Origin of the sequence: Mesorhizobium sp. Pch-S (assembly GCF_004136315.1) — a bacterium.
GTDB lineage: Bacteria > Pseudomonadota > Alphaproteobacteria > Rhizobiales > Rhizobiaceae > Mesorhizobium.
Genome location: NZ_CP029562.1, coordinates 88,472 through 100,658 on the forward strand (window position 1 = coordinate 88,472; position 12,187 = coordinate 100,658).

14 protein-coding genes are annotated in these 12,187 nt (G+C 61.3%); 4 read left to right on the top strand and 10 right to left on the bottom strand.

Features of this window, described 5'->3' with window-relative positions:
• Positions 1 to 40: 40 nt before the first annotated feature.
• Positions 41 to 925 carry a folate-binding protein YgfZ gene (locus C1M53_RS00430; RefSeq protein WP_129415957.1) on the top strand — a complete coding sequence of 295 codons (885 nt, stop codon included), beginning with the start codon at positions 41 to 43 and terminating at the stop codon, positions 923 to 925.
• Positions 922 to 1,533 carry an HD family hydrolase gene (locus C1M53_RS00435; RefSeq protein ID WP_129410433.1) on the top strand — a complete coding sequence of 204 codons (612 nt, stop codon included), beginning with the start codon at positions 922 to 924 and terminating at the stop codon, positions 1,531 to 1,533. Before C1M53_RS00430 ends, C1M53_RS00435 begins: the two co-directional genes overlap by 4 nt.
• Positions 1,534 to 1,635: 102 nt before the next feature.
• Here C1M53_RS00435 and C1M53_RS00440 read toward each other — a convergent pair whose 3' ends face one another.
• On the bottom strand, positions 1,636 to 1,953 hold the full coding sequence (locus tag C1M53_RS00440) for a multidrug efflux SMR transporter (protein ID WP_129410434.1): 318 nt from the start codon (positions 1,951 to 1,953) through the stop codon (positions 1,636 to 1,638).
• Positions 1,954 to 2,045: 92 nt separating this feature from the next.
• On the opposite strand from C1M53_RS00440, the gene C1M53_RS00445 reads away from it, so the two are divergent.
• Entirely contained in the window at positions 2,046 to 2,417 is a 372-nt protein-coding gene (locus C1M53_RS00445; protein WP_129410435.1) for a helix-turn-helix domain-containing protein, read from the top strand.
• Here C1M53_RS00445 and C1M53_RS00450 read toward each other — a convergent pair.
• Positions 2,414 to 3,877 carry a RimK family protein gene (locus C1M53_RS00450; protein ID WP_129410436.1) on the bottom strand — a complete coding sequence of 488 codons (1,464 nt, stop codon included), beginning with the start codon at positions 3,875 to 3,877 and terminating at the stop codon, positions 2,414 to 2,416. The two genes, C1M53_RS00445 and C1M53_RS00450, sit on opposite strands and share 4 nt — an antisense overlap.
• On the bottom strand, positions 3,874 to 4,980 hold the full coding sequence (locus C1M53_RS00455; protein WP_129410437.1) for a peptidase C39 family protein: 1,107 nt from the start codon (positions 4,978 to 4,980) through the stop codon (positions 3,874 to 3,876). Before C1M53_RS00455 ends, C1M53_RS00450 begins: the two co-directional genes overlap by 4 nt.
• 277 nt (positions 4,981 to 5,257) lie before the next feature.
• Between C1M53_RS00455 and C1M53_RS00460 the strand changes: the two genes are divergently transcribed.
• A complete protein-coding gene (locus C1M53_RS00460; RefSeq protein WP_245488382.1) occupies positions 5,258 to 5,626 on the top strand; it encodes a hypothetical protein in 369 nt (122 codons plus the stop codon).
• 21 nt (positions 5,627 to 5,647) lie between these two features.
• On the opposite strand, the gene C1M53_RS00465 is transcribed toward C1M53_RS00460, so the two are convergent.
• The 7 genes from C1M53_RS00465 to recO form a co-directional block, all read right to left on the bottom strand.
• Positions 5,648 to 6,439 (bottom strand): anti-sigma factor, encoded by a 792-nt coding sequence (locus C1M53_RS00465; protein ID WP_129410438.1) that lies wholly within the window; start codon positions 6,437 to 6,439, stop codon positions 5,648 to 5,650.
• Positions 6,436 to 6,954, bottom strand: a complete 519-nt coding sequence (locus tag C1M53_RS00470) for an RNA polymerase sigma factor (protein ID WP_129410439.1) — start codon at positions 6,952 to 6,954, stop codon at positions 6,436 to 6,438. Before C1M53_RS00470 ends, C1M53_RS00465 begins: the two co-directional genes overlap by 4 nt.
• Before the next feature lie 202 nt (positions 6,955 to 7,156).
• The gene (locus C1M53_RS00475) at positions 7,157 to 7,780 is read right to left on the bottom strand and encodes an outer membrane protein (RefSeq protein WP_129410440.1); all 624 of its coding nucleotides are present in this window, start codon (positions 7,778 to 7,780) and stop codon (positions 7,157 to 7,159) included.
• 237 nt (positions 7,781 to 8,017) lie between these two features.
• Complete coding sequence (locus tag C1M53_RS00480) at positions 8,018 to 9,790, bottom strand: DUF2339 domain-containing protein (RefSeq protein WP_348630019.1); 1,773 nt, start codon at positions 9,788 to 9,790, stop codon at positions 8,018 to 8,020.
• The gene (locus C1M53_RS32430) at positions 9,688 to 10,740 is read right to left on the bottom strand and encodes a DUF2339 domain-containing protein (protein WP_348630020.1); all 1,053 of its coding nucleotides are present in this window, start codon (positions 10,738 to 10,740) and stop codon (positions 9,688 to 9,690) included. The genes C1M53_RS00480 and C1M53_RS32430 overlap by 103 nt, the downstream gene beginning before the upstream one ends.
• A 46-nt stretch (positions 10,741 to 10,786) precedes the next feature.
• The gene (locus C1M53_RS00485) at positions 10,787 to 11,305 is read right to left on the bottom strand and encodes a PaaI family thioesterase (RefSeq protein ID WP_129410441.1); all 519 of its coding nucleotides are present in this window, start codon (positions 11,303 to 11,305) and stop codon (positions 10,787 to 10,789) included.
• A complete protein-coding gene (recO, locus tag C1M53_RS00490; RefSeq protein WP_129410442.1) occupies positions 11,302 to 12,063 on the bottom strand; it encodes a DNA repair protein RecO in 762 nt (253 codons plus the stop codon). Before recO ends, C1M53_RS00485 begins: the two co-directional genes overlap by 4 nt.
• Positions 12,064 to 12,187 lie beyond the last annotated feature (124 nt).

Consider the following 12,187-nt stretch of genomic DNA (forward strand, 5'->3'; position numbering starts at 1 on the left):
CGGCTTACGTAATGGCTCTTCGAAATGCAAGATCAGGCCCATGCCGACAACTCTTATTGCAGACCGCGCCCTCGTCTCCGTTTCCGGCCCTGAGGCCGAGCACTTCTTGCAGAATATCCTCACCGTCGATCTCGATCCGCTTGGTCAAGGCGAGGCCAAGCCGGGTGCCCTGCTGGCGCCGCAAGGCAAGATCCTCTTCGATTTCCTGGTCTCCCGCACCGGTGAAAATGCCTTTCGGCTGGAGTGCCGTTCCGACATTGCCGATGATTTCATCAAGCGGCTGATGTTTTACCGGTTGCGCGCAAAGGTCGATATTTCCAAGCAGGAACAGGATGTTGTCGCCGTTTGGTGGCAGGCTGATTCAAATGCCTCGCAAAATGATTCCGCGACCTCAACCAGTGAATCAAATGCCGGCGTGCGCGACAGCCGTTTCAGCTCTCCGGTCCTGCGCTTCTACCAAGCGCCATTGCCTGCAACAAACGCCACGCAAGCCGAATGGGATGCCTTTCGCTTTTCACAGGGCGTCGCTGAAAGCGGTCCCGACTACGGCCTGAACGATGCCTTCCCGCACGACGTCCTGCTCGATCAACTGGACGGCGTCGGTTTCAAGAAGGGCTGTTTCATCGGCCAGGAGGTTGTTTCGCGCATGCAGCATCGCGGCACAGCGCGTCGGCGTGTGCTGCTGGTGGAGGCTGCAAGTACCCTGCCCGCTTCCGGTACCGAGCTGACCGTCAATGGTCGCCCTGTCGGTACTCTGGGCTCGGTGTCAGGTACGCACGGTCTGGCCATTGCGCGCATAGACCGCGTCAAGGCTGCAATGGACGCTGGCCAGGACATCAGCGCCGAAGGCATCTCTGTTTCGCTGACCATTCCAGGCTGGGCACGCTTCACATTCCCCGAAACCGCCAGTGCGGAAGACGCCTGATGGCAGACCGTGTCGGCGCGCCGCCACGAGCCTGGCAGCGCATGCTGTCGGGACGCAGGCTCGACCTGCTCGACCCTTCCCCGCTCGACATCGAAATCGGCGACATTGCGCATGGCCTTGCCCGCGTCGCGCGCTGGAACGGCCAGACTTCCGGCGATCATGCGTTTTCCGTGGCACAGCACTCGTTGCTGGTCGAAGAGATATTCCGGGCCATCGTGCCATCAGCGTCGCCCGCCGCGCAATTGACGGCCTTGCTGCACGATGCGCCGGAATATGTCATCGGCGACATGATCTCGCCGTTCAAATCGGTGGTCGGTGGCGGCTACAAGTCCTGCGAGGAGCGGCTGCAGCATGCCATTCACCTGCGCTATGGGTTGCCCGCTTCGGCAAGCCAAAGCCTGAAAAAGGACATCAAGCGTGCCGACCAGATCGCTGCCTATTTCGAGGCGACGACGCTGGCAGGTTTCGGACTGGCGGAGGCAGCGGAATTTTTCGGCCGCCCACGCGGACTGTCCGCCGATCAATTCGACCTCACACCCAAGCCTGCGAAGCAGGTGGAAAGGGCATTCACGGCCCGGTTCCACAAGATCGAAGCCGATCTGCGCTAGAGCGTCTCCGTTTTTCACGGAAACGCAGAGACACTCCAACTCCTTGTGTCAGCGCAATTACGGGCGGAAACCGCTATGCACTTTCCCTGAGATTGCGTCAGGTCACCCTTCGACGAAGCGTAGACCGACCACGCCGACAATGATGAGCGCGATGCAGCCAAGCCTCAGTGGCGTCGCCGGATCGCCAAACAGCACGATGCCGAGCGTCGCGATACCAACAGCGCCGATACCCGTCCAAACTGCATAAGCGGTGCCGGCCGGCAGGTGTCGCATGGCGAATGTCAGCACAAAGACGCTGAGCAGCGCGAAAAAAATACCGCCGACGCTCGGCCAGAACCGTGTCCAGCCCTCGGCATATTTCAGCGAAACGCCCATCGCGATCTCGATGACACTCGCGACAAGAAGCAGCAACCAAGCCATCCCGGCCCTCCTTTGGTGTTCTGATGCAGGCTCATGTGTGATAACAGGAACCAAAGGGCAATTACGCACCTTTTGGTGCCTACGGGTTTTCGATGGCCGCGCCAAACGTCTACGATTCTGGCTGTTCCGCACGGGATGCACTGGAACTTATCGCGTCCAAATGGGCGATGCTGATCCTGCCGGCTCTATCTGGAGGGCCAATGCGCAACAGCGCGCTGCTCCGGAAAATTGGCGGCATTTCGCAGAAGATGCTCACCCAGACGCTGAAAGACCTGGAGCGTAACGGGCTGGTGATCCGCCAGGACATGCAGACAGTGCCGCCGCATGTCGAATACAGGCTGAGCGCTCTCGGCAGCTCACTCAGCGAAGCCCTGATCACGCTCGACCGCTGGGCGGAACGTCATTCCGGCGATCTCGATGCCGCCCGCGAGCGCTTCGACGCTGACCGAAAGTCTCTTGATTAGCGCCCCTGGCGCTCCAGACGATCCAGGAACCACTGTGTCAGCCGCACCCAGACTTCGTCTTTCTCGCCGGTGTCCTCACAGCCGTGGTCGAGGTTGGGATTGTCGTTGACCTCGATGACGAAGACGCCATCCCTGGTTTCCTTCAAGTCAACTCCGTACAAGCCATCACCAATGCAGCGGGCTGCCTTGACTGCTGTCTGGACCGCATGTGCCGGAGCATCCTTCAGGGTGAAGGTCTTGAAGCCGCCTTCATCTGGTTTGCCGGCGCGATCGTGATTGACGATCTGCCAGTGCTGTTTGGCCATCAGATACTGCACGGCAAAGAGCGGCTCGCCACCCAGCACGCCGATGCGCCAGTCGTAGTCGGTGGGAATGAACTTCTGCGCAACGAGCAGGTCGGAATCCTCCAACCACTCGGTCGCCAGTTTCTTCAACTCGCCAAAATCCTTGCACTTCTTGACGCCGCGCGAGAAAGCGCTGTCGGGGATCTTGAGGACCAGCGGGAATCCGAGCGTGTCTGCCGCCACTTCCAGGTCTGAGGGACCGGCGATCATCACGGTGGGCGGAACCGGTACGTCGTTGAAGGCCATCAACTCGTTCAGATAGACCTTGTTGGTGCAGCGGATCATCGACAGGGGATCGTCGATCACCGGCATGCCTTCCTGCTGGGCCCGGCGGGCAAACCGATAAGTGTGGTTGGAAATCGAGGTCGTCTCTCGAATGAACAAGGCGTCGTAGTTGGCAACCCTGGCCAGGTCTTTTTTGGTGATCGGCTCGACCTCCACGCCCATCTTCTCGGCTATGCGCGCCCAATAACGCAGCGAGGAGATCGCCGAAGGCGGCAATTGCTCATGCGGATCGACCAGGGTCGCGAATGTGTAACGCGCCGGGATGCGTGCTTTGCTGTCTCGCCATTCGCGGCCGGTGTAGACATCGAGGCACTCGAGAAAACGCTTCTCTTCCACCTCGGTCATCCGCGCCAACGGATAGAAGCCTATCTTGCGGATCGTCGCCCACTCGCCGGCGTCGGCTATCGCCACTTCCAGTGCTGGTGCACGGAACCAGTCGAACAGGAGTTTGGCGAAACGATCCCAGGCCTTGCCGGGACCGATACCGAAGAAGATGTGAACCTTGGCTGGGAAAGTGCCGCCGAGATCCTTGCGGCACTTGTTAAGCGCCAGCTCCAGTTCCGGCAGCGCATGCTCGTAGAGCTTGCGCTCGGAGAGGTCGATCATCGTCTCGACGGTCGGAATGACCTTGTGGCCGCGCGAACTCGCCAGCAGCGAGGCGTAGTAGCCGCGGCTCTGATAGTCATAACGGTTGGAAAGGTTGATCACCTTCGGGCGTTGGCCGCGAAACAGGCCCGGATGGGCCAGATAGTCTCGATTGGTAATGACTTTGTGCGGCGTTGCCACCTGGTCGAGATCGTTCTGCCTGCCTGTGAGGATGACCCAGGTCATTGTTTCGCGCGCGCTCCAAGAATGATGGCGGCACGCAGTCCGTCGCGGCCGAACTGCGCCATGGAAATGAAGATGTCGTACGGCACCGGAATGTTGGCGGCATCCACCTGCGTTTCTTCCCGCTCGTCCTCGACCCATGGGTCGTGAATGAGGATATGGTCGCCGTCGTCGCCGATCGCCAGAACCCAGTGCGGGACTTTCTTGCCGAACATCAGGAAGCCGCTGATCAGGACAACAACCAGCTTGCCGGCGGCGATCGCGGCGCGGATGTCTTCAATGGAGAAGGCATTGTAGCGCACCGGGATGCCATACTCTCTGGCGCGACGCTGGAAATCGATCTGTGCCAGTTCCATGACACGGCGTTTCTCGACACTGCGGACCGATTGCAGGAACAGCGGCCCGTCGAACGAAACGAAAATCTCGGCCGAAAGTCCGTATTCATAGGCAGCCACCGCCAATCCGAACGGCTCGCAGCCGCCGGGCCCTGACATCATGAAAACTGTGGTTGCCTCCCGCCACAGCCGCACTTCCATGACCGGGTCTGGCCTGAACCCGGTGTCGAAATGCGCCATGGTCATCATCAGGCAGCAGGGACCGCAGGTAAAATCGCAGGTCTGCTCATAGAACGGGACCGAGGTAGCGACTGGCACGTGGCCGCGCAGCATTTTCTCGTAACGCAGCGCGGGCGCACCATCCTCGTAATAGTCGCTCTCGCGGCCAATCTTGCGATAGCCGGATTGTTCATAGATGCGGATCGCGCGCGCGTTGTCCTCGCGCACTTCCAGGCGCAACATCATGCGATCGTGTTCGAAAGCGGTGTCCTCCGCCGCCTCCAGCAACAGGCGGCCAACGCCGCGCCCACCGAAATCAGGGCCTGTGGCCAGCGAATAGAGCCGTGCGACGCGGCTGCCCTTGCGAAAAAGGATGATCGCATAACCCGCGATGTTGCCGGCGCTCTCAGCGATCAGGGTCTCGGCCGTTTCCCGCTCGATGAGCTGGCGGAAAGAACGGCGCGAAATACGATCGGTTGCAAAGACGGCGTTCTCGATGGCGGCGAGAGCATCGACGTCGGAAGCGCGGGCCGTGCGGACTTCGGCAGGCATGAAGGCTTGAAAAACCTCGGTGCGTGGCAGAAAACAGGCCTATCGAAACATCGAAGACGCCGACGGGGAAAGCCGACCCGTATCCAGCGTTTCGCGCTTCGATTTCGGCTGAATTGTGACAGATTCGACTTGCTTGCCAAGACGTCCAACAACTTCCGTCACCGGACATATCTGAGGAGTGGACCTCAGACGACAGTCGCGGACAGGTCTCTGGCAGGTGATACGAAAAACACAGAAAAAGGCTTTGCTGTCAGCCGGAGCCGTGCAACCAAAGGGCATGATCCGTACCGAACGACAACAGTTCCTGCGCCCCTGGCCGAAATGGCTCGGATGGGTCGGCATTGCCATCCTCGTTGCGGCTATCCCGGCAGCATTGGCTGCAATGACGGTGCCGGCGAATGAATACAAAGCCTGGGGCGTGGAGGCGGTCGATTGTGACGGGCCGATCTCGGTCTATCTGTTTGCGATCCCCACGCTGCTGATCTACGGCACCGGTGCGATCGTGAACGGCCGCTATTTTCGCAACCGGCTGAACCTGGTCTTCGCGGTCTTCTCTGCCCTGCTCTGCGTCCTGATAGCCGCCAATGTCGCCAGTGCAGTGAGGGAACAGGTGCATCTGGAGCGCGATCTCCGGGCCTGTCTATAAGCCGGACGGCTGACAGCTCCCTCAGACCTTGCTTTCGGCGCCTTCGATCAACTGGCGATAGGCATTGCGGGCAACGCTGGCGAGCCGTTCCTGCGGCAGGACGCCGACAACGGCACAACCATAGCCTTTGTCGAGCCAGTAGATCGCCGCCGGGCCATTCTTCTCGGCATAGGTGCCCTTGGCATAGCTGCCTGCTTCCGAAGTCACGAAAAGCGAGATGCGATTGCCCTCGGCATCCTCATAGAGCAGCATTGCTGCCTTGCCGGTGCCAGAAGGCAGCAGCCGGCCACCGACCAGCTGGAATCCGTCGGCCGTGAGATCCGGGGTCACCAGTCGCAAGCCGATCCGCGCCGACAGCCAATTGCGCATATGCTCCCCGTCCGAGGCGGGTACCTCGACGGCATGACGCTTCTCGGCAGCATAGACGATGTAGGCAGCGACAGCCTCCTCGGCGAACCTGTCGGCCGAAACGTCTTCCGAGCCGATACCGCGTGAACCGACGACGTAACCTCCTGTGCCACCCATTGCCAGCAGGACCGCTGCCGCAGCGGCTTGCCACCAGCGGGAACGCAGCAGCGGCCGGCGGCCGCTATCACCGGCAACCAGCTTGGTGAAGCGCGCCGGAACCGGTTCATCAAGAGTGGCCGACAAAGCGCTGCGCAAAGTTTCGCGATCGGCACTGAACCGATTGCTCCTGGCATTCATCTCCGGATTGCTCTCGAGCCATGTCTCGAAGGCAGCACGTTCTTCATCGGGCAATTCACCGTCGAGTGCCAGATGGATGTCGCGTTCTGTGAAATCGCGCGTGGTCATTTTTCGACCACCTTCAGCGAACGGCGCCGCGCGCGATCGTCGAGCAGTGCACGCAGATCCTCCCGGCCGCGCGAAATCCGCGACATCAGCGTCCCTGCGGGGATGCCGAGAATGTTGGCTGCTTCAGCGTAGGAGAAACCTTCGATGGCAACGGTTACGATCGCCGCGCGGCGCTCTGGCGCGATCGCCTGCAAGGCATCGAGGATTTCCCTGGAGGCGATGCTCTCGACCTGGATCGATGGCACTGTCAGCGCCTCATCACCGTCCAGCGGCAGCATCGCCATTTCGCCGCGGCGGCTCGCCTTGCGCATCTGGTCGATGAAAAGGTGGTGCATGATCGTGAACAGCCATTTTCTCGGGCTTTCGCCGGTTTGCCAGTTGTCCAGCCTGGCCAAGGCGCGCTCGAGACAATCCTGGACAAGGTCGTCCGCGGAATCGCGATTGCGCAGGAGCGCGCGCGCATAGCGGCGCAAGCGCGGAATCTCGCCAAGGATCGCAGCCTTCCTGTCGTCCATGGGTGGCGGTTCGCCAATCTTTCCCGTTGCCCTGGCGATTGAACGCGCCTTCGCCGGCTAGCGCAAGCGGCGCCAATGCCCGCTCTGTTGCCTTCAGGAACAGAACGAAGCCAGCGAAGGGATTATTCCCAGCTCAATTGGCGGGGTAAAAAAAATAACGCCGCCAGCTCGGGGAGCCAGCGGCGCTGGAGAGCGATAGATATCAGAACCGGTAGTTGAGACCCATCTTGACGGTGTGGCTCTTCAGGTCGTCCGAGCGCTTGGCGCCGTTGCGCAACGTGTAGTCCACGTCACCATAATTTACATAGTTGTATTCAACCTTGGCCGAAATGTTGCCGGCGAATGCCTGCTCGATACCACCACCGAGCAGATAGCCGCCCTCCCACTTGCCACCCGAGGCAACGGTGCCGCCCGGCTTGACCTTGGTCATCGAATAGCCAGCCGTGCCGTAGACCAGCGTCCTGTCGAAGGAGACACCTGCACGGACCTTGGCGGCACCGGTCCAGGTACGCTTCAGCTCGGCACCGTCATCCAGCTTGTGCTTGGTGCCCTTGGAGTAGGTGCCGTCCAGTTCCGCGCCGTAAACGAAAGGGCCGCTCTGGAAGTTGGTGCCGACCTGGCCGCCGAATTGCCAGCCGCTCTTGCTCGAAAACGGGTTGGGAAAGCCCGAGGACGATGCACCCAACTGGCCGCCAATATAGCTGCCCGACCAGTTGTAGGCGGGATCCGAATAGGTCTGGTCGGACACGAGGTCGGCCGCCACGGCCGGCACGGCGAAAGGTGCAAGGCCAGCGAACATGACGAGAAACAGATTTCGCTTGGACATGGTTTTAGCTCCGAAAATGATTGAGCTGCGGAGCATTTAGCTCCGCAGCCCGTTGACGGGGCTGACGGCCGGTCGGCGACTGGGGAAGCAATCCGCCGGCTGGGCCCCGTGCACCAGCGCGCTGGTTGCATGGGGACAATGGCCGGCATGGATTACGCCAACATTGCGCAAAGTTTAGCGAAAACAAATATTTATGGGTAATATTTCAGTAAGATTCCTTAAGCGTTCCTGAAGGCGCTACCCTTGCCTTGGCGCCCGCGACAACAGTCGCTGATAGAACAATCCAATGCCGATGAGCACCGCGCCCAGGCCGATGAAGGAAAGCGCCCGCAACACGCCTTCCAGTTCCGACATGTCGAACAGGAAGACCTTCAGCACGGCGATCGCAATCAACGCTGCCGAAGCGACACGCAGCACATAAGAGCCGAACCGGACACCAACCACGAGCAGCACAACGCCGAGCAGTAGCCACAGGGCGGAGTAACTGTAGGTCTCAATCTGCTCCATGCCGCTCCACAGGCCGATGAACTCCCCCTTGAAGAAGCGCCGCACCGACAGGGTTGCGTAGGCAAAAGCCAGCAGCGCCCCGATCAGCGCAAGCATGGCGGAATACCATTTAGGGCGTTTGCCGCGCGCGTAATAGGCCAATGCCCCAGCTGCGACGGCCGGCAACAGATAGGCCAGGAAAAGCAGATTGAAGACCGGGATTCCGCCCGTCGACTCGTCCGTGAAGAGCGGATTGAGGACGACAAAATGCTGGCCGACGATGGTGAGCGCTGAAACGACACCGACGATGAGCGAACCATAACGCAGCACCGAACTGGGCGAACGCATGTCGATGCTGATGAGGATAGCGCCCGCACCGAGGGTTATCAGCGTATAGATCGCCTGTTCGGCAAGCGACACCCGTCCGTCGTCGATGACGCCACCATGCATGGCATGGCGCACCAGCATGGCCACGCAGAGCAAGGCAAACAGCGCCGCTCCGGCTTCCATGGCTAGGCGTGGGCGGCCGTTGGTGGTGCGCGCCAATTGCCAGGCGGCAAAGCCGAAGCCAAGCGCCGGCACACCGTAACCGGCCAACAGCCAGTTGAAGACTGGTGTCCTGGACAGGAACTCCGCACCGACGATGGTCGGATCGAAGGCTATGCGAGCAAGAACGGCCACGACAGCACCGACCGAAAGCCAACCGAGAACAGGATAACTGCGCCAACGCGTGGCCAGGGCAGGCACGACGGCTGCTGCGCCCAACAGAACCGTGGTCAGGCCTGAACCAAAGGCCATATGCAGCAGCAGCAAGGCTGCGAGCCCCGCGCCAGACAACACGAAGGAAACGGCCAAACCGCCGATGAGCGGAGGTTGTTCGGCACGCGCGATCCATTCGCCACCAAAAACCAGGACGGCGAGCAACAGTAAGGTGAGCGCAGCATAGACGAAGTCCCGATCGATATCGCCGAACGTCACCCAAAGCGACAGCACGATCACGAGAGGCACAGCCGCAGCCCATGCAGCCCACGAAGCCGATTGGGCGGGGCTTGTCCCGACATGTCGCCTGGCACTCCACAGGCCCGCACCCAGGAACAGCAAGCCAAGCACGATGCCGATGCGGACCATCGCGGCGTCTGCAACGACGGTCACTGGCGTCGTGTCGAAGGTGGCGTAGCCTGAAAGATCGATGGACGCTTCAGCCAACGGCGTGACCTTGAGATAGGCAAGGAGGGTCGTCAGAGCGGCTCCGTACAGAACAGGCAGGGCCTGCGGCCGAAACACGACGGTACCGATCATCGCAGCGACGATCAGGGTTGCAGGCCAGGCACCACCAAGATCGGCGAAACGCGGCTCCGCAAACAACACCAGGCTTGCCGCCGCGACGAAGATCGCGGGGGCGATCGAAGTTGGGTCGAAGCCTATCCTTGCTTCGGCTGGGCTTGGCTCCGAGCCGGTCCAGACAAAGCCAAGGATGACCAGCACAACGAGATTGATGAAGACGAGGACGCCGAACCCAGGCATCGGCGCTTCGACCATAAGAGCACGACCCACAAACCGACGCCGGCAAAGGCCGCCGCCATCAGCAGCGACCAGCGGCGGATGCGCGCGATGAAACCGGTCGCCGCGAGGACGATTGCCAGATAGCCGAACAAGGCCCAGGGGTTGGGGGATTGGGAAGAGACCAGCATCGGGGTCGCCAGCGCACCGAGCAGTCCGACGCCGGCGAGCGCCTGGCCGTGCACGAGCGCAGCAGCGATCGTCGCGATGCCGATCAGCCCAAGCAGCGTGAAAGCCACCGAGGGGCCGATGAAGCCGTAGATGCCGTGTGCGGCATAAACGGTACCGAACAATGTGAAGGCTCCGGCCGCGGTGAGAATCGCCGGGATGAAGGCGCCGGCTGCACCCTGCACAGGCACCTTGAAGCCGGTGCGGCGGATGAATTCACCGCCGCCGGTCAGAACCAGGCCAAGGATTGCCGCCATGGTGAGCCGTACACCCGGCCCAAAAATACCCGCCTCGATGCTGTAGCGCACGAGGAAGAGCCCCCCAAGGGCCAGTGCAACGCCACCGACCCATACCGCCCATCGTGTGCCGAGCGCGGTTTCGATATCCGGCTTCTTCGTCGCCTCTTCCGGTTTCGCAGCACCGTCTTCGCCCTTCGGCTCGGAAACAGCTTCCTCATCCCGTGCCGGGCTTCCCCAGGGACCAGCTGCCGCAATATCCTGCACATCCCCCGGTTCGGAACTCTGAGCAACATCGTCGGGCCTGCCCTCAAGCAAGGTTTCGCTTGAGTTCCGCGGCGATGGCTCGGTCGCGAGCGCCTCCGCGGGCTTCAAGGTCGATCCGGCGGCACCCGGAATGACCAGTTTGCGTACTTCGCCAAGCTCGCGTTCAATCCTGCCGAGCTGCGAGCGCTGTCGAGCCACGATAACAAGCAGAATGACAAAACCGACAATGCTGAAAACATCCACCGAGGCATCCCCCTGAAGCCGCGTTCCACCGTGTCGCCCGAATCGCCTATCGGGCCGCCAGATTGGCCACCGAGAAGATCGAACAGGTTTCGGTACCGAAAGCCAGTAGCCTGCCTGCACTGTCCTTCAGGGTCGCTTCCGATACGGCCAAGGTGCGCCCTTTGTGCATGATCTTGCCCTCGCACACCACCTCGCCGATGTTCGCCGTAATGGGTCGCATCAGGTTCACCTTGAATTCCGCCGTCGCATAGGCTTCGCCCTTGGCCAGCAAGGTCTGCACGACGCAGCCGAGCGCCGAATCGAGGATGGTTGCGGCCCAGCCGCCGTGTACCCCGCCCATCGGATTGAGGTGCTTTTCGTTGGGCATGCCGCGAAAGACGACGCGCCCCTCCTCCGCCTCGGTGAGGGCGAAGCTCAACTGATACGCCATAGGCGGCGCTGGATAGCGCCCGTCGATGACCCGCTGCAGCAGCTCCAGTCCCGAATAGGTCAGCATGTCGGCATGCGGGATGGTGCCGACGCCCATGGGCGAAATCCGGCCGGGATAGAGTTCAACAGCACTCATGCAGCGGTGTCTCCCTTGCTCGTGCCATGAACAGCGTGGTGCTTGCGCAAGGCGGCGATGAAGCCGGAGCGGGCATCAGGTGGTTCGACGCCACGCGGCTCATAGACATGACGGGTGAAAAAGAACGACGTCAGCCTGAAGGCTTGCTCCACTGCGAAAAGATCCGCGTTCAGCGCCGCGCCTCGCTGCAGGAACATAGGCAACGCCAGCATCTTGTCGTGCCAGGGTTCGCCCGCTTGGCGCGACACCGCCCTGCCCGACTTCGGCGAGACATAGACCAGGTTCTCCCTGGTTCCGGTAGCAGCGCACTCGGAAAGGTCGAGGCCGAAGCCGAGTTCGTCGAGGACCATGAGCTCAAACCGCGCAACCAGCCCGCCTGCGACCTCGGCGTCCTCCAGATGTGCGATGATGAGGGCCAGTGTCTCATAAAGCGCATCATGCGGATCGCGCTCTGGCAGAAGACGCAGATTCGCGGCCAACAGTTGCAAGCCGTAAACGGCGATCGCGCTGTCCATCAAACGCGCAGCATTCATTTCGATGGCTTCAGCCTGAAACGTTCCAAGATGTTCGTCGAGGCGAGCGTGCCAGATCAGGTCGACCCGGTTTCCGGCCTGCAAAACCGGCTGCATCTTGCGGGCGCGGCCACCGCGTACCAGACCGAGATGCCGGCCATGCGCGCGTGTCATCACCTCGAGGATGGCGCTGGTTTCGCCATGCTTGCGGGTGCCGAGTATGATTCCCTCGTCGCGCCATTCCATGGCGGGAGATTTGACGCCTTCTGCTGCGAAATCAAGAAGCAGACAGGACAGCCGGCAAAGCCTCCCGCCAAAACAAACGGCCCGCGGCGAGTGCCGCGGGCCGCAAGAGATCGACTGGAGGTCG